Origin of the sequence: Bacillus sp. FDAARGOS_527 (assembly GCF_003812125.1) — a bacterium.
In the GTDB taxonomy this organism is placed as follows: domain Bacteria; phylum Bacillota; class Bacilli; order Bacillales; family Bacillaceae_G; genus Bacillus_A; species Bacillus_A paranthracis.
Genome location: NZ_CP033795.1, coordinates 3,641,186 through 3,658,226, shown reverse-complemented (window position 1 = coordinate 3,658,226; position 17,041 = coordinate 3,641,186). Strand labels below are relative to the sequence as shown.

The window sequence follows — 17,041 nt, the reverse complement described above, 5'->3', positions numbered from 1 at the left end:
TATAGTGAAGATTGGATGAGAGAAAGGAAAGCAAGAATGGAAAAACAGTCATGGATGGAGCTATTGCCGATTGATCGTTATAAAGTAAGTGCGAAAGGATTATTGCATAATTACGACCGAAAAGTGTTAACGATGTTATATCAGCCGTTAATAGGTAGTAGAGCTTTTAGCTTGTACATGACGCTATGGGGAGAGTTAGAACAAGATCGTGTATTTGGAAAAGAGAATACGCATCATTCCCTTATGGTGACCATGCAAATGCAGCTTCCTGAAGTATATGAGGAACGAGTAAAGTTAGAGGCAATTGGACTTTTGAAAGTATATATTAAGAAAGAAAAAGATATTCGAATGTTTATATATGAGCTGCAACCACCTTTATCTCCGAAGCAGTTTTTTGATGATATTGTTTTAAGTATCTTTTTATACAATCGATTGAGTCGGACAAAATATAATCAAGTAAAGCATTATTTCTTAGAAGAAGAATTTGATTTTGCATCTTATGAAAATGTTACGCGTTCTTTTAATGATGTGTTTGGTTCGTTTAATCCAGGGCAGCTTGAGCATGCGCAAGAAGACCTTCGTATTCCAAAAACGACAGCTATGCCAAGTAATGAAAAGGGAGACGCTCCAAAAGTTTGGAATGATTTCTTTGATTTCTCCTTATTTGTAGATGGCTTGTCCGCTCTTGTTCCTAAAAAGGCGATTACAGATCAAGTGCGAGAATGTGTCATTACACTTGCTTACGTGTATGATGTAGATGTGTTATCGATGCAAAATATCGTTCTTGGTGCGGTGACAGAGATGCAGACAATTGATATCGAAAGGCTTAGAAAAGGAGCACGTGATTGGTATCAGTTCGAAAACGGCCAAGCGTTACCTGTATTAAGTGAAAGAGTACAGCCTCACGCTGCACGTATGATGAAAGAAAAAGAGCCTTCTACGCAAGAAGAGATGTTAATCAAACAGCTAGAGGAAATCTCACCAAAACAACTATTGAAAGAAATCTCTGGTGGTGCAGAGGCGACGAAGGCTGACTTGCAAATTGTTGAAGATGTAATGATCAATCAAAAATTAACGCCAGGTGTTGTGAATGTACTTATTTATTACGTTATGCTACGCTCAGATATGAAACTTGCGAAAACGTATGTGGAGAAGATTGCTGGACATTGGGCACGTAAAAAGGTCGGTACAGTAGCTGAAGCGATGGCATTAGCGAAAGAAGAAAACCGTCAATATCAAGAATGGGCTGAGACGAAGAAGAAAGGCCGTACATCGAAGAAAACGGTACGAAAAGAAATGGTACCAGATTGGCTGAAAGAAGAGCCGAAAGAACAAGAGAAAGAAACTGTGAAAAAAGATGCAAGTGCTGAAAAAGGTGCAAGTACGTTAGAGGATGAACGGAAACGACTAGAAGAAGTGTTAAAAAAATATAAGCGTGATTAATAGAAGAGAATGAACGCTCTTTGAGGTGAGGAAATGGAGCATATTCAAAATTCATTTGCAAAATTAATGGAAAATGAAAATTTTAAAAATAGATATGAAGTATTAAAGGCGGAAGTAATGGCACATCCGCGTGTGAAAGAATTTATAGACGAACATAAAGGGGAAGTAACAACGTCTATGATTGAACGCAGTCTTGTGAAATTATACGAATATATTGGACAAAGTGTAGGTTGCGCGGATTGTCCGGATCTAGGTTCGTGTAAAAACATGCTGCAAGGATATGAGCCAAAGCTCGTTATCCAAGGGAAGATGATTGATATTCAATATGATCGTTGCGTTAGAAAAGTAGCATATGACGAGAGGAAGAAATATGAAAAGCTCGTTCAAAGTGTATATATGCCAACTGATATTTTACAAGCAACGATGGAAAACTTAGATCCTTCAGATTTAGATGCGCGTATTGATGCAATTGGTGCAGCTAATGAATTTTTAAGTACATATGAACCTGGTAAAAAAGTACAAGGTTTATATTTGTACGGTAAATTTGGTGTAGGGAAAACGTATTTATTAGGAGCAATTGCGAATGAGCTTGCTCGAAAGAAAATAAGTTCAATGCTCGTATATTTCCCTGAATTTTTACGTGAAATTAAAAGTTCAATTCAAGATAATTCGATTGGGGAAAAGATTGATGCGGTGAAACGCGTACAAGTTTTAATGTTAGATGATATTGGAGCAGAAGCGATGTCAAGCTTTGTGCGTGATGATGTACTCGGTGCAATTTTGCAATTCCGTATGTTAGAAAACTTACCGACGTTCTTTACGTCTAACTTTGATTTTAAACAGCTAGAACATCATTTAACATATACGCAGCGCGGTGAAGCGGAAGAAATGAAAGCAGCTCGTATTATGGAACGCATTAAATATTTGGCGAAACCAATTCCGATTGGCGGGAAAAACCGTCGTCATAAGTAAAGAGCAAGCTGAAAAGCTTGCTCTTTTTTTGTAGTTAAACGCTTTTTAAAGTAGTCGAATTATAAAATGAAAAGTTCTTATTGAAAATTCCTATTAGCTTGTATCATTTTTTTCTCCCTCCCTTAATATATATAAAATTAGCAAGCCATATCGAGTAGATTTTCTAACGATAGGAAAGGTAATTCTACTAAGAGTGAACTTTCAAGCGGGACGGACTCTTATAGGATTTGTAACGTATAGATACAGTCCTTTAGAGCAGGGATAAAAGGGGGGACAAAAGTGATTGAAATTTGCTTCGAAGAAAAAAATGATGCTATGCACGTATATAGACAACTATTGAAAAGAGCGGAACTGTTATATAAGGAAACGAGTGTGTATTTACAGGAACAAAAAGTGGTGATTCACATACCAGTACGTGAATCAAATTATATTGAAAAGATTTTATTGCCAGTAATGGTATATTTCATTGTGAATGTGAAACAAAATGAGTGGATATATACAATCTTAAAAGAGAAGTTTTTTTATGAAGAAGAGGAAGAGTGCCATCAAATATTGCATATGGCACAAGAGATTTTAAAAGGAAGAAGAAAAGGAATTGCTCGTGAATTAACACGTCACACATTTGAATCATATATTAAATCCTCTTTAAATAACTGGCTTTGTGATCCGCTTTCATTCTCGTTTTCATCATATGTTCGTTTTCGTCTTCGTACATATAGGGAAATGGTAGCTAAGCTTGCTGAAGTTGCGATTGATGAGTATAAGTTAGAACAAGAATATCAAATGTTTATTGAGACGCTCCGGCAACAAGTCCGTAGCCGGAAATCACGTTTGTCATGTGTACATCTTATTTTTGATGAAAGTTTTATTTTCTATGATGATAAAGGTAGACGTTTAAAACAAGAGAAATTGGTTCAATATATAGATGAAGACTTATTAAAACAAAAGGATGTATATATTGATACGAAAGTAATTGCACCACTTCTTTCTATTTCGCCGAAAAAAATTTATTTATATACGAAAGAACAAGACCATAATATGATTATTACTTTGCGAAATGTATTTCAAGAACGGGTACAATTACATGGATTACATGAGTTTGAGCGCAATGTGAAAAATTTAAAAAATAAAGGTAACGCCCTTGATTTTCTAAGTTTTTGAGCATATAATTACCTACATAAATGAAATATATTGAAATGTCATGATGAGGACATGAGTAATTTTCTACGATTTTCAGAGAGGGAAGCCTTAGGGTGTGAGCTTCCTAGTACGGGATTATTACTTACCACCTCTAAACTTTAGCAGTGAACGGTTTTTCAAGTAATTGCTAACGGACAACACCGTTATGTTGAACTTGAGCAATTAACAATTATGTTAATTGGAACAAGGGTGGAACCACGAATTCAACACTCGTCCCTTTTTACGGGATGAGTGTTTTTTATTTTGAGAAAAAGAGGAGTGACCAGTGATGGCAGATGTAGTTAAAATTACTTTCCCTGATGGAGCTGTGAAGGAGTTTCCAAAAGGCGTAACAACTGAAGAAATCGCAGCTTCTATTAGCCCAGGCTTAAAGAAAAAAGCTGTGGCTGGAAAATTAAATGATGAGATGATTGATCTTGTTACACCAATCGAAGAAGATGGTGCAGTTTCTATCATTACATTAGATTCTGAAGATGGCTTATATATTTTACGCCACTCAACAGCTCACCTTTTAGCGCAAGCGTTAAAACGTTTATATAAAGATGTTAAGGTTGAGCTTGGCATTGGTCCAGTAATTGAAAATGGCTTCTACTACGATATTGATATGGAAGAAGCAATTACAGTTGAAGACTTCAAGAAAATCGAAAAAGAAATGCAAAAAATTGTGAACGAGAACTTAGAAATCGTTCGTCATGAAGTACCACGTGCAGAAGCAATTCGTCGTTTTGAAGAAATCGGCGATGAGTTAAAATTAGATTTAATTAACGATCTTCCAGAAGATGCTGTTATTTCAATCTATGAGCAAGGCGAATTCTTCGACCTTTGCCGTGGCGTTCACCTTCCATCTACAGGGAAAATTAAAGTATTTAAATTATTAAGCGTTGCGGGTGCTTACTGGCGCGGCGATAGCAATAATAAAATGTTACAACGTATTTACGGTACTGCATTCGTTAAGAAAGCAGAATTAGATGAGCATTTACGCATGCTTGAAGAAGCGAAAGAGCGCGATCACCGTAAATTAGGTAAAGAATTAAAACTATTTACTAATAGCCAAAAAGTAGGACAAGGTTTACCACTTTGGTTACCAAAGGGTGCAACAATCCGCCGCATTATCGAGCGTTACATCGTTGATAAAGAAGCAAGCTTAGGCTATGATCACGTATACACTCCAGTACTAGGAAGCAGAGAGCTTTATGAAACTTCTGGTCACTGGAACCACTACCGTGATGGTATGTTCCCATCAATGGAAATGGATAATGAAGAGTTAGTTCTTCGTCCGATGAACTGCCCTCACCACATGATGGTTTATAAAAACGATATTCACAGCTACCGTGAATTACCAATCCGTATTGCGGAACTTGGAACAATGCACCGCTATGAAATGTCAGGTGCGTTATCTGGATTACAACGTGTACGCGGAATGACTTTAAACGATGCGCACATTTTCGTACGCCCAGATCAAATTAAAGAAGAATTAAAACGTGTTGTAAACTTAACTCTAGAAGTGTACAAAGATTTCGGTTTAGAGAACTACTCATTCCGTCTATCTTATCGCGACCCAGCAGATACTAAAAAGTACTATGCTGATGATGAGATGTGGGAAAAAGCACAAGGTATGTTAAAAGAAGCTATGGATGAAATGGGTCTTGATTACTATGAAGCTGAAGGTGAAGCGGCATTCTACGGTCCAAAACTTGACGTTCAAGTTCGTACTGCTCTTGGAAAAGACGAAACACTTTCAACTGTACAATTAGACTTCTTACTTCCAGAACGCTTTGAACTATCTTACGTTGGTGAAGACGGTAAACAACATCGTCCAGTTGTAATTCACCGTGGTGTTGTATCTACTATGGAACGTTTCGTAGCCTTCTTAATTGAAGAATACAAAGGTGCATTCCCAACTTGGTTAGCTCCAGTTCAAGTACAAGTAATTCCAGTTTCTCCGCAAGTACATTTAGACTATGCGAAGAAAGTACAAGACGAATTACGCCGTGCTGGTATGCGTGTTGAATTAGATACTCGTGAAGAGAAAATTGGTTACAAAATCCGTGAAGCACAAATGCAAAAAATTCCGTACATGCTTGTAGTAGGTGACAATGAAGTAACTGAAAACGGCGTAAACGTACGTAAATACGGTGAACAAAAATCAGAAACAATCGCATTAGATGCTTTTGTTGATATGATTAAAGTAGAAGGAAAACGATAAGAAAAAGCCGCGGTATACCGCGGCTTTTCTATGTAATATGAGTAAGAAAAATTAGAAAAAAAAACCATGTAACACTTATCGTAAAAAAGTATTGCAAGTATGTTAGTTGTTTGTTACAATATTTCTTGTTGTTAGTAAAACACATCGCGTCTTCTTGACAGACGTCATGTCCTATGATAAACTCATCAAGGATAATAGAATATTGTTTTGTGGAACAAGTAGAAGCACCCGCTTCTCACCTGATGGACGCATTCGCAGTTTACAGGTAAATGTATTTCTTACTTAAGATTTTACAAGTGTGGGTGTCGTATGCCCGCACTTTTTTTGTCGGGTTCTATGACTACAAACTATGTTCTGAGAAAACCTTGGAGGTGGCTTACTATTAGCAAGGATATGATGATTAACGAGCAAATTCGTGCACGTGAAGTACGTTTAGTTGGCGCAAATGGCGATCAACTTGGAATCAAGTCTCGTAATGACGCTTTAGACTTAGCTGCAAATCTTAATCTTGATTTAGTATTAGTTGCTCCAAATGCGAAACCGCCAGTATGCCGCATTATGGACTACGGTAAATTCCGCTTTGAGCAACAGAAGAAAGAAAAAGAACAGCGCAAAAATCAAAAAGTAATTAGCATGAAAGAAGTTCGTTTAAGTCCAACAATTGATGAACACGACTTTAACACAAAACTTCGTAATGCTATCAAGTTTTTAGAGAAAGGCGACAAGGTTAAAGCGTCAATTCGCTTTAAAGGACGTGCCATTACTCATAAAGAAATCGGTCAACGTGTTTTAGATCGCTTCTCAGAAGCTTGTGCTGAAGTTAGTACAATCGAATCTAAGCCTAAAATGGAAGGACGCAGTATGTTCTTAGTTTTAGCACCGAAAAACGATAAGTAATAGATAGAGGAGGAAATACCTATGCCTAAACAAAAAACTCATCGCGGCGCTGCAAAGCGTTTCAAAAAGACTGGATCAGGTAAACTGAAACGTTCTCACGCTTACACAAGCCATTTATTCGCTAACAAATCTACAAAAGCTAAACGTAAACTACGTAAAGCTGGTGTAGTAAGCGCTGGTGACTTCAAACGCATTCGTCAAATGCTTGACAACTTAAAATAAGTTCGGCTGATATATAGAACAATTAGGAGGTAATATTATGCCAAGAGTAAAAGGTGGTACAGTTACTCGTCAACGTCGTAAAAAAGTAATTAAATTAGCAAAAGGTTACTACGGTTCAAAAAATACATTATTCAAGGTTGCTAACCAACAGGTTATGAAATCTCTAATGTATGCATTCCGTGACCGCCGTCAAAAGAAACGTGACTTCCGTAAATTATGGATTACACGTATCAACGCAGCAGCTCGTATGAATGGTCTTTCTTACAGCCGCTTAATGCACGGTCTTAAAAATGCTGGCATCGAAGTTAACCGCAAGATGCTTGCTGACTTAGCTGTTCATGACGAAAAAGCTTTCGCTGAATTAGCAACAGTTGCAAAAAACAACATTAACTAATTAATTAGTTGAAACCTTAGAAGATTTTTCTTCTAAGGTTTTTTATTTGTATGCAAAGAGAAGTGTGTCGTTATCGATATGACAAAATCAATATAAAAGTTATAGCAATATAGAAGAATATGCATATGAAGTCAGGAGAATCCTCCTGGCTTCTTTTAATTATCATCCTCTGGAAAGAAGAGTATCTTTCCTACCTGAAACGACACTGCTATAATGGAAAGATGATATGGAACTTTCATCAGATAAAATAATATTTTTAATAGTGGGCAATTCCTGGATAATTATTAACTATCACCAATCGGAGTGAACAATCTAATCGTGATGATTGAAACGTATTTGTAAATTAAGGACAAGCTATTTTGTAAAGAGGTAAATGGCTGACTTATTAATAAGAAACGAAAAATAATAATGAACTTTGAGATGAAACAACATTGTTGCGTAAAATGCGATGTTGGAGGAGGACAATAGAGTGGACTTACTACAACTATTTAAATTACAAAAAGAATTAGATGACCGTATTGCGAAAGAACATGACTTACAACCGAAAAAATTGTTAAAAGAGAAAATGTTAGCTCTTCTTGTAGAAATTGGAGAACTTGCAAATGAAACACGTTGTTTTAAATATTGGAGCAACAAACCAGCATCAGAACGTGAAGTCATACTAGAAGAATACGTAGATGGTTTACATTTTATTTTATCAATCGGAATTGATTTAGGTATTGATAAAAACTTCTTATTCTATAAGTGTGCACAGACGAATAAAACACAAGTAGAAATTTTCTTAGACACGTATGCGAAGGTGATTCGTTTTACAGATCAACCATCTATTACGAACTATATTGAATTATTTACAAGCTACCTTCGACTTGGACAAGCACTTGAGTTTGAACAAGAAGAGATTGAAAAGGCATATTTAGATAAAAACGAAGTAAATCATCAGCGTCAAACACAAGGATACTAAGTTAATTTTTGAATATTTCAATTTCCTTTTGTATAATGAAGTGACTGAAGAAAAAGGAGGGTGTTGGCAATGACAAAATTAGACGAGACATTGACAATGCTAAAAGAATTAACAGATGCACGTGGTATTGCGGGTAACGAGCGTGAACCACGCGAAGTAATGAAGAAATATATTGAGCCGTTTGCGGACGAACTTTCTACTGATAATTTAGGAAGTTTAGTTGCGAAAAAAGTAGGGGAAGAAAACGGCCCGAAAATTATGGTTGCAGGTCATTTAGATGAAGTTGGATTTATGATTACACAAATCGATGACAAAGGTTTCCTTCGTTTCCAAACGGTTGGTGGCTGGTGGTCACAAGTTATGCTTGCACAGCGCGTAACAATTGTAACGCGTAAAGGAGATGTAACAGGTGTTATCGGTTCAAAACCACCGCATATCTTACCTCCAGAAGCGCGTAAAAAGCCAGTTGAAATTAAAGACATGTTCATCGATATTGGTGCTTCTAGCCAAGAAGAAGCAATGGAGTGGGGTGTACGACCAGGAGATCAAGTTGTACCTTATTTTGAATTCCAAGTGATGAAGAATGAAAAAATGTTACTTGCAAAAGCATGGGATAACCGAATTGGTTGTGCAATTGCAATTGACGTATTAAAACAATTAAAAGATGAAAAGCATCCAAACGTTGTATATGGCGTAGGGACTGTACAAGAAGAAGTTGGTCTTCGTGGTGCAAAAACATCTGCAAACTATATTAAACCAGATATCGCGTTCGCGGTAGATGTTGGTATTGCTGGTGACACACCTGGTGTAACGTCAAAAGAAGCGCAAAGTAAAATGGGTGATGGACCACAGATCATTTTATATGATGCTTCTGTTATTGGTCATACAGGTTTACGTGACTTTGTAGTTGATGTTGCTGATGAATTACAAATTCCATACCAATATGATTCAGTAGCGGGCGGTGGAACGGATGCAGGTGCAATTCATATTGCTGTAAATGGTATTCCGTCTATGGCAATTACGATTGCAACCCGTTACATTCATTCTCATGCGGCAATGTTACACCGTGATGATTATGAAAATGCAGTGAAGTTAATTGTAGAAGTTATTAAACGTCTTGATAAAGAGGCTGTACATAACATTACATTTAATTAATAGAAAAAGCGAAGGAGCCTCTCCTTCGCTTTTTTTGTGTTTTAAAAAGGTCGTTCTAATCCCGCGGCAGTATGAGCCCCTAAAATGATTAAACGAGTTAATTGCATGGCCATAAAATGCGGGGTATATATCATCCCTTTTTTTAGCCATGACATAATCATGCCGAGATGGGCACCAGTAACATAACTAAGGAGAATATCACGTGGAACCATTAGTTTTTCATCGTTAGGCTGTGCAATAGAGAGGCTTAATGTTAAATGTGTCTGAATGGCTTTCATCATTTTATACGTAAAGTTTCCGGCAGCTTTATCACCAAGCATGACGTTATAGAAGTTCGCATTTTCTGCGATATGTTCAAATAAAGACAAGAAATTTGGATGTGGTGAATCAAATGTAAGTTGAAAATCTTCTTTATTTCTATTTTTCGGTTTAATAACTTCTGTTAGCTTCTCTAACATTTCTTCAATGCTTTTGTCTAGTAAGTCATATTTATCGTGGTAATGGCTATAAAACGTAGCGCGATTTACAGGAGCACGTTCTGCAATATGTTGAACAGTTACATTTTCAAACCCTTTTTCGCCTACTAAAGCGACAAAAGCATCCTGTATGAGTTGTCTCGTCCGTTTTACACGTGGATCATTTGTATTTTTAATAGACATTTTTACTTCACCTCGTTTAATTTTCTGTATTTAAACAACATATCGGTATCATATTGTTGTTTAAGCGACATTTCATACGTAAATTGTCGGTTGTAGATTTGAAATAATTATTTATAATTATAAACGATAGTCCTTCAGAAATCAGCACCGCTCGCAGGTAGATAAATTTCGATTTACACTGCAGATGGTGTGATTTTTTTGTTTAAAAGTTAATATAATTAACAATTAAACAATCTAAACAATAAGGACGTAAATAGTTTAGAAAAAAATTATATGCGATATAAGGAGAGGAATGCAATGAATCAGTTTCGAAGAATGGTGATTATCAACATTATCACATTAATTGTACTAGTTGGCGGCGGTATTGGCGGTTATTACTATTACAATCAAGCGGAAAATTACTTAAAAACAGACAATGCAAAAATTGATGGAAAGGTAATTCCGATTGCATCACCAGTAGCAGGGAAATTAACTGACTGGAAAGCTGAAGTAGGTAAGAACTACAACGAGAATGATAAATTAGGTGCTGTGACTGTAGCAGCAGCGAATGGAGAACAAACAGTAGATGTAACAATTCCACAAAATGCAACAGTTGTACAATCAAACGCAACAACAAATGCTTTCGTTGGAGCAGGTAGCCCAATCGCTTATGCATTTGATATGAACAATTTATGGGTAACAGCAAATATTGAAGAAACAGATGTTGATGATGTTCAAAAAGGTCAAGATGTAGATGTGTATGTAGATGCATACCCAGATACAACGTTAACAGGAAAAGTAGAACAAGTTGGCTTAACAACAGCGAACACATTCTCTATGTTACCATCAAGCAACGCAACAGCGAACTATACGAAAGTAACACAAGTAGTACCAGTTAAAATTTCTTTAGATCATAGTAAATCAGTAAATATTGTTCCTGGCATGAATGTGACAGTTCGTATTCATAAGTAAGGGGGAGATGAGATGTCCTCAATTGTAATTGCAGGATATGCACTATTTTGTATAATCGTCTTCTTCCTTGTAAATCGTCTTTTACGAAAGAAAAAAACGAAAATGGGAGAAGAACAAGTCCCAGCCGTAAGTAAAATAGAAGTAAGTAAAGTTGAAACAGAAGAGAAAGACATTGAACGAAAGCAAGAACCAGAAATTTCTAATGTAGTTGAGTTGGAAACAGGAAAGCAAGAAGAAGTAAAGCAAGAAAAAGAAGTGCCGAAAAAACAAATGTCTATGCCTGTAGAGAATGTGAACGTAAAAGCAGTGGTAGCTGTATTAATTCTCGGCATGTTCGTTTCTATTTTAAACCAAACAATCATTAACGTTGCATTGCCTCCGTTAATGAATGAATTTAACGTATCAACTTCAACAGCACAATGGTTAATTACAGGCTTCATGCTTGTAAATGGTATTTTAGTACCGATTAGTGCCTTTTTAGTTTCACGATTTACGTATCGTAAATTATTCGTAGCAGCAATGTTATTCTTCACGGTAGGATCTATCATTTGTGCTACTTCAGGAAACTTTACAATGATGATGACGGGCCGTGTTATTCAAGCGGTTGGCGCGGGTATTTTAATGCCGGTTGGTATGAATATCTTCATGACACTATTCCCGCCTCATAAGCGCGGAGCAGCGATGGGATTACTAGGCGTAGCAATGATTTTAGCACCAGCTATCGGACCAACTGTAACAGGTTGGGTAATTGAAAATTACAGCTGGAACTTAATGTTCTATGCGATGTTTATTATCGGTTTAATTATTACGTTCCTATCTTTAAAATTCTTTACACTAGCTCAGCCGGTGTCTAAAACAAAATTAGATATATTCGGTGTGGTTAGTTCAAGTATTGGACTAGGAAGCTTATTGTACGGATTTAGTGAAGCTGGAAATAATAGTTGGACTAGTGCAGAAGTTGTTATTTCACTTATTATCGGTGTAATTGGTTTAGCGTTATTTATTTGGAGAGAGTTAACAACGGACAATAAAATGCTTGATTTACAAGTATTTAAATATCCAGTATTTACTTTCACTTTAGTAATTAACGCAATCGTTACAATGGCATTATTCGGAGGTATGTTATTACTTCCGGTATATCTGCAAAACATTCGTGGCTTTACGCCAATTGAATCTGGTTTACTACTTCTTCCAGGATCATTAATTATGGGGATCATGGGACCAGTAGCGGGTAAATTATTCGATAAATATGGCATTCGTCCATTAGCGATAATTGGATTGGCAATTACGACGTATGCGACATATGAATTTACAAAATTATCGATGGATACACCGTATAGCGTTATTATGACGGATTATATTATACGCTCAATTGGTATGTCATTCATTATGATGCCAATTATGACAGCTGGTATGAACGCGCTACCGATGAAATTAATTTCTCACGGTACAGCAACGCAAAATACGTCAAGACAAGTAGCTGGTTCAATTGGAACAGCGATATTAATTACACTTATGACGCAACAAACGACTGCTCACGTAGCAGATTATGGCAACATGTTAACAACGTCAAACCCAATTTTAGTTGATAAAGTACACGGCATGGGGCAAAGCTTAGCGGCCTTAGCCGGCTCAGCACAAGCAGGAGATGCGATGAGCACGCAACTATTATTCGGACAAATTTCAAAGTTATCTGCAATTAACGGTATTAACGATGCCTTCTTAATTGCAACGATACTTGCAGGGATTGCTTGGGTGTTATCGTTCTTCTTACCATCAGGCAATAAACCAAATAGAAAAGCAGGGAATTAATTTCCCTGCTTTTTATTTTGGATAGTATTAATAAATAAATGAGAAATAACGATCCAAATTATTGAAAAATGTTAAAGAAAGAGGAATTTGAAGTTGTTATAAAAGAATAAAGAGAGAAATCGTGATGATATCTCTCTTTAACTTAAAAGTGCTACTATATTATTTATAATATGAAATAGTATGGTTGGAATGATGGAATTTGTTTTCCTGTATAAAAAAGCCATCATTAGCCCTGCGAAGAACGCACTCACCATTATTCCCAGTGAGTATGTATGGGCGACTCCGAAAAATAAACTTGTCAAAATTGCAGCAATCCAGAATGGGAACCGTTCTGAGAAGAAGCGAAGCATAAAACCTCTGAAAATGAGTTCTTCAAAAATGGGTGTAAGTATTGCGGACCCGATAAGTAACAATATTTGATATTGGCTTAAAATATGTAAGTTTAACGCAGACGATTGTTCTTCTGATGCATCTGGAAATACGTGTTGTAATACGAATGAATTGAAAAGGATACTTAATGAAAAGATAATGAACAAGTATGCGTATGTACGATATTTTTTTAATACACTAAAGTCAAATGATGGTAATAATAATGTTTTGGCAGGCTCGTATTTAAATATGAAAAACAATAGAATAATTAGTTGTAGTGCAGTACCTGTCGTATCTATAATAGATTCGTATAAGGCGATTTGTGTTTTATCTGCAAATATACTTTTATACATTATTAGTGGGAGTATAAGGAATGTAGTTATAAAACCAGTGCCCCAAAATGCAAATAGAGTAGAGGGGATAAATTGTCCCCATGACATGGATTGTTTTTGTTCGTGCGGAAGTTGTGTAGTAGGTTGCATATGTTTAAACCACCTCTTTATATTTGTATATTTAATTATAAAGTATTTGATTTTTGAATGTAACATTTAAATATTACATATAAAGGTGTATTTTCCATAAAATAATAAAAGAGGTATCACCCTATAGTGATGCCTCTTTCTCATTGATAACTATGTTCTGTTTTGTTGTTTGATTTCGATTGCTCTATTTGTAATTCACGCTCTACCAATCGATCTAACTGTTGAATTGCTTTTAGTGCTTTTTCATAAGAAATTGTTCGATAATGATGCGCTCCGCCCGGTTCTTCATCTGCTTCGTCTGCCCATTTAATAATATTTTGAAGAGACGTTCTTTCAATTTCTTGTTCCACTAAGAAAGAATCTGTATGAAGAAGAATGGCGATAGAAATTTCTTTTGCTAGTTTAGGGTGTTCTCCTAATCTAATAAGCAATTTATGAGCTCTTTCTGCTCCTTTAATTGCGTGTATATCATTCTTTTTATATAAATCATAGTCCCATTCGCCGCCTGTGTACCATGTATGATGTCCGATATCATGAAGGAAACCGGCTTTTGTCGCAGCATCGACTGAGGCGTGATGCTTTTTAGCTAAGTGAAACGCATGGTAAGCGACAGCGATCGCGTGGACCATCCCAGAACGATTTACGTATTTTTGTGTAATGTGGTGTTTAAAAATTTGTTCAAGCGTAATACGGTGCATAAAACATTCACTCCTTTTATCTAATGGTGTATATGAAGAAAAATCGATCGGTTTAAATGTATTTTGAACATTGTACTCCATCGAGTAGCGTTAGTAAAGTAGAAATGTTTAGGAGAAGAAAAAAATCACCTTAGCTTATGCAAAGGTGATTTTTAAATTGCTTATTTTTTTAATCCTTGCTCTAGTGTTTCTAACATTTCATGCTTTTCATTTTCATCAGCGTTTTTCCAAATGACTTCAAATAAGACACCAAGACCTGGAAGCATTTTCTCTTCACCGCTTTGAATTGCATCGACAATTGTTTCTTGTAATTGATCTTGTGTATTACCAGATACATTTGCTAATACAGCACCGCGTAAATTAAAACTCATTGTTTTCACCTCTTCTTCAGAATTGAAACTGACGTTAGTTTTTGTTCTTTTTTCTGTAAATATGTATGAAAAATAGGCTATAATGATAAGACAAGAAGAGAGGGAAATACATATTATGAAAAACATTGATTCAGTACAAAATCCGCGTGTGAAGCAGTGGAAAAAGCTGCAAACGAAGAAAGAGCGCGATAAAAAAGGTTTATTTTTTGTAGAAGGATTCCATTTAGTGGAGGAAGCTTTAAAAGCAGGAGTTGTAACAGAACTTATCGTTTCAGATCAGACAGACCTTCCGAAAGATTGGACAGTTAATGATGTAGAAATGTATATCGTACCGGAAGCAATCGTAAAAGTACTTCGTGAAACAGAAACGACGCAAGGTGTATTTGCTGTTTGTGAAAAGCATGAGAAGGAAGTAGCTCTTGCTGATGGGAAGTTTCTTTTATTAGATGGCCTGCAAGACCCAGGTAACTTAGGGACAATTATTCGTACAGCTGATGCAGCTGGTATTCATGCCGTTGTGCTTGGAGAAGGTTGTGTTGATGTTTATAATAGTAAAGTACTCCGTTCTACACAAGGTTCTATTTTTCACTTACCAATTGTAAAAGGGAACTTAGAAGAATGGGTAGACAAGCTAAAAGAAAATAACGTTCCTGTATATGGAACAGCTCTTGAAAATGGAGTTCCGTACGGGGAAGTAACACCAGCTGGTAGCTTTGCATTAATTGTAGGAAATGAAGGAAACGGCGTACGCCAAGAAATTCTTGCAAAAACGGATCGAAACTTGTATATTCCGATTTACGGCGGGGCAGAATCATTAAATGTTGCAGTTGCAGCAGGGATTTTAACGTATTATTTGCAAAGCCCGGTTGCGAACAAATAAAAAACTTCTTATAATAAGTTGAAGTACATTATATTAAAAGTTAAATAACGAAAAACGTTGATAGAGAAGAGTAGCTTACAAAATCGCCATATAGGGAGAGAATGCCGTAGACTGAAAGCATTCTTATGGTAGACGGAAGTGAATTCACCTCTGGAGTTGACGCCAGGACCATGTATATGTAAAGGCGTTCCGGTCAGAATTGATCGTTATAACTAATGAGTGGGCAGACATGTTCTGTCAATTTAGGGTGGTACCGCGAATTTACCTCGTCCCTTTTTGGGAGCGAGGTTTTTTTATTTTTAAAATTAGGAGGGTTCCAAATGGAAGCACGTTTAAAAGAGCTAAAGCAAAAAGCGTTAGAGCTTATTGAAGAAGCGAAAGAGCTAAAAGGCTTAAACGACGTACGCGTAGCGTATTTAGGAAAAAAAGGTCCAATTACAGAAGTATTACGCGGCATGGGAAAATTATCAGCAGAAGAGCGTCCACGTATGGGAGCATTAGTAAATGAAGTACGTGAAGCGATTCAAACGCGTCTAGACGACAAAATCAGCAACTTAGAAAAAGCAGTAATTGAAGCGAAATTAGCAACTGAAACAATTGATGTTACATTGCCAGGTCGTCCTGTTGAAACAGGTTGTCACCATCCGTTAACAGCTGTTGTTGAACAAATTGAAGATGTATTCATCGGTATGGGTTATGAAGTAGCGGAAGGAACAGAAGTAGAAAAAGACTACTACAACTTCGAAGCATTAAACTTACCGAAAGATCACCCAGCGCGTGATATGCAAGATACATTCTACATTACAGAAGAAACGTTACTACGTACACATACATCTTCTGTGCAAGCACGTACGATGGAAAATAATAAAGAAAAAGGCCCAATTAAAATTATTTGTCCTGGTAAAGTGTATCGCCGTGATGACGATGATGCGACGCATTCACACCAGTTCATGCAAATTGAAGGTCTTGTAATTGATAAAAATATTCGTATGAGTGACTTAAAAGGTACACTGCAAGTATTCGTGAAAAAGATGTTCGGTGAAGATCGTGAAATCCGTCTTCGTCCAAGTTTCTTCCCATTCACAGAGCCATCTGTAGAGATGGATATTTCTTGTATGATGTGTCACGGCAAAGGTTGCGGCACTTGTAAAGGAACTGGTTGGATTGAAATTTTAGGCGCAGGTATGGTTCACCCGAACGTACTTGAAATGGCTGGTTATGATTCAAAAGAATATCAAGGTTTCGCATTCGGTATGGGCGCAGAGCGTATCGCAATGTTGAAATACGGCGTAGATGACATTCGTCATTTCTATACAAATGATGTACGTTTCTTACAACAATTCAAACGAGCGTAAGGGAAGGAGAGGAT

Annotated in this window: 17 protein-coding genes and 3 other annotated features; of the genes, 13 read left to right on the top strand and 4 right to left on the bottom strand. The window is 36.6% G+C overall.

Features of this window, described 5'->3' with window-relative positions; translation table 11 throughout:
• Window positions 1-36 precede the first annotated feature (36 nt).
• The 9 genes from EGX95_RS21590 (at window position 37) to EGX95_RS21550 (ending at window position 9,450) form a co-directional block, all read left to right on the top strand.
• The gene (locus EGX95_RS21590) at window positions 37-1,443 is read left to right on the top strand and encodes a replication initiation and membrane attachment family protein (RefSeq protein ID WP_000415043.1); all 1,407 of its coding nucleotides are present in this window, start codon (window positions 37-39) and stop codon (window positions 1,441-1,443) included.
• A gap of 33 nt (window positions 1,444-1,476) precedes the next feature.
• On the top strand, window positions 1,477-2,415 hold the full coding sequence (dnaI, locus tag EGX95_RS21585; protein ID WP_000400101.1) for a primosomal protein DnaI: 939 nt from the start codon (window positions 1,477-1,479) through the stop codon (window positions 2,413-2,415).
• Window positions 2,416-2,694: 279 nt separating this feature from the next.
• Window positions 2,695-3,576 carry a putative sporulation protein YtxC gene (ytxC, locus tag EGX95_RS21580; RefSeq protein WP_000569621.1) on the top strand — a complete coding sequence of 294 codons (882 nt, stop codon included), beginning with the start codon at window positions 2,695-2,697 and terminating at the stop codon, window positions 3,574-3,576.
• A 31-nt stretch (window positions 3,577-3,607) separates the two neighbouring features.
• Window positions 3,608-3,836: a binding site (T-box leader), on the top strand.
• Window positions 3,837-3,883: 47 nt separating this feature from the next.
• Window positions 3,884-5,821, top strand: coding sequence for a threonine--tRNA ligase (gene thrS, locus EGX95_RS21575; protein ID WP_000786084.1), 1,938 nt, complete (start codon window positions 3,884-3,886; stop codon window positions 5,819-5,821).
• Window positions 5,822-6,031: 210 nt separating this feature from the next.
• Window positions 6,032-6,152, top strand: a sequence feature (ribosomal protein L20 leader region).
• A 62-nt stretch (window positions 6,153-6,214) separates the two neighbouring features.
• Window positions 6,215-6,718 carry a translation initiation factor IF-3 gene (infC, locus tag EGX95_RS21570; RefSeq protein ID WP_000973214.1) on the top strand — a complete coding sequence of 168 codons (504 nt, stop codon included), beginning with the start codon at window positions 6,215-6,217 and terminating at the stop codon, window positions 6,716-6,718.
• A gap of 21 nt (window positions 6,719-6,739) precedes the next feature.
• Window positions 6,740-6,940 carry a 50S ribosomal protein L35 gene (gene rpmI / locus EGX95_RS21565; RefSeq protein ID WP_001125945.1) on the top strand — a complete coding sequence of 67 codons (201 nt, stop codon included), beginning with the start codon at window positions 6,740-6,742 and terminating at the stop codon, window positions 6,938-6,940.
• Window positions 6,941-6,977: 37 nt separating this feature from the next.
• On the top strand, window positions 6,978-7,334 hold the full coding sequence (gene rplT, locus EGX95_RS21560) for a 50S ribosomal protein L20 (protein WP_001138362.1): 357 nt from the start codon (window positions 6,978-6,980) through the stop codon (window positions 7,332-7,334).
• 469 nt (window positions 7,335-7,803) lie between these two features.
• Window positions 7,804-8,295, top strand: a complete 492-nt coding sequence (locus EGX95_RS21555) for a dUTP diphosphatase (RefSeq protein ID WP_000365050.1) — start codon at window positions 7,804-7,806, stop codon at window positions 8,293-8,295.
• Between the two features lie 69 nt (window positions 8,296-8,364).
• Window positions 8,365-9,450 carry a M42 family metallopeptidase gene (locus tag EGX95_RS21550; protein ID WP_000163568.1) on the top strand — a complete coding sequence of 362 codons (1,086 nt, stop codon included), beginning with the start codon at window positions 8,365-8,367 and terminating at the stop codon, window positions 9,448-9,450.
• A gap of 41 nt (window positions 9,451-9,491) precedes the next feature.
• On the opposite strand, the gene EGX95_RS21545 is transcribed toward EGX95_RS21550, so the two are convergent.
• Complete coding sequence (locus tag EGX95_RS21545) at window positions 9,492-10,109, bottom strand: TetR/AcrR family transcriptional regulator (RefSeq protein ID WP_000023670.1); 618 nt, start codon at window positions 10,107-10,109, stop codon at window positions 9,492-9,494.
• 297 nt (window positions 10,110-10,406) lie between these two features.
• Between EGX95_RS21545 and EGX95_RS21540 the strand changes: the two genes are divergently transcribed.
• The gene (locus EGX95_RS21540) at window positions 10,407-11,060 is read left to right on the top strand and encodes an HlyD family secretion protein (RefSeq protein ID WP_001071404.1); all 654 of its coding nucleotides are present in this window, start codon (window positions 10,407-10,409) and stop codon (window positions 11,058-11,060) included.
• A 12-nt stretch (window positions 11,061-11,072) separates the two neighbouring features.
• Window positions 11,073-12,872: a DHA2 family efflux MFS transporter permease subunit gene (locus tag EGX95_RS21535; RefSeq protein ID WP_000095287.1), complete on the top strand. Its 1,800-nt coding sequence runs from the start codon at window positions 11,073-11,075 to the stop codon at window positions 12,870-12,872.
• A 137-nt stretch (window positions 12,873-13,009) separates the two neighbouring features.
• On the opposite strand, the gene EGX95_RS21530 is transcribed toward EGX95_RS21535, so the two are convergent.
• From EGX95_RS21530 to sspI, 3 genes are all read right to left on the bottom strand, one after another.
• Window positions 13,010-13,723 (bottom strand): CPBP family intramembrane glutamic endopeptidase, encoded by a 714-nt coding sequence (locus tag EGX95_RS21530; protein ID WP_001183249.1) that lies wholly within the window; start codon window positions 13,721-13,723, stop codon window positions 13,010-13,012.
• A gap of 140 nt (window positions 13,724-13,863) precedes the next feature.
• Complete coding sequence (locus EGX95_RS21525) at window positions 13,864-14,421, bottom strand: HD domain-containing protein (protein ID WP_000554789.1); 558 nt, start codon at window positions 14,419-14,421, stop codon at window positions 13,864-13,866.
• A gap of 161 nt (window positions 14,422-14,582) precedes the next feature.
• Window positions 14,583-14,792 carry a small acid-soluble spore protein SspI gene (sspI, locus tag EGX95_RS21520; RefSeq protein ID WP_000009513.1) on the bottom strand — a complete coding sequence of 70 codons (210 nt, stop codon included), beginning with the start codon at window positions 14,790-14,792 and terminating at the stop codon, window positions 14,583-14,585.
• 82 nt (window positions 14,793-14,874) lie between these two features.
• On the opposite strand from sspI, the gene EGX95_RS21515 reads away from it, so the two are divergent.
• On the top strand, window positions 14,875-15,672 hold the full coding sequence (locus EGX95_RS21515) for a TrmH family RNA methyltransferase (RefSeq protein ID WP_001993769.1): 798 nt from the start codon (window positions 14,875-14,877) through the stop codon (window positions 15,670-15,672).
• A 48-nt stretch (window positions 15,673-15,720) separates the two neighbouring features.
• Window positions 15,721-15,949: a binding site (T-box leader), on the top strand.
• A gap of 43 nt (window positions 15,950-15,992) precedes the next feature.
• Window positions 15,993-17,027: a phenylalanine--tRNA ligase subunit alpha gene (gene pheS, locus EGX95_RS21510; protein WP_000388219.1), complete on the top strand. Its 1,035-nt coding sequence runs from the start codon at window positions 15,993-15,995 to the stop codon at window positions 17,025-17,027.
• Window positions 17,028-17,041 lie beyond the last annotated feature (14 nt).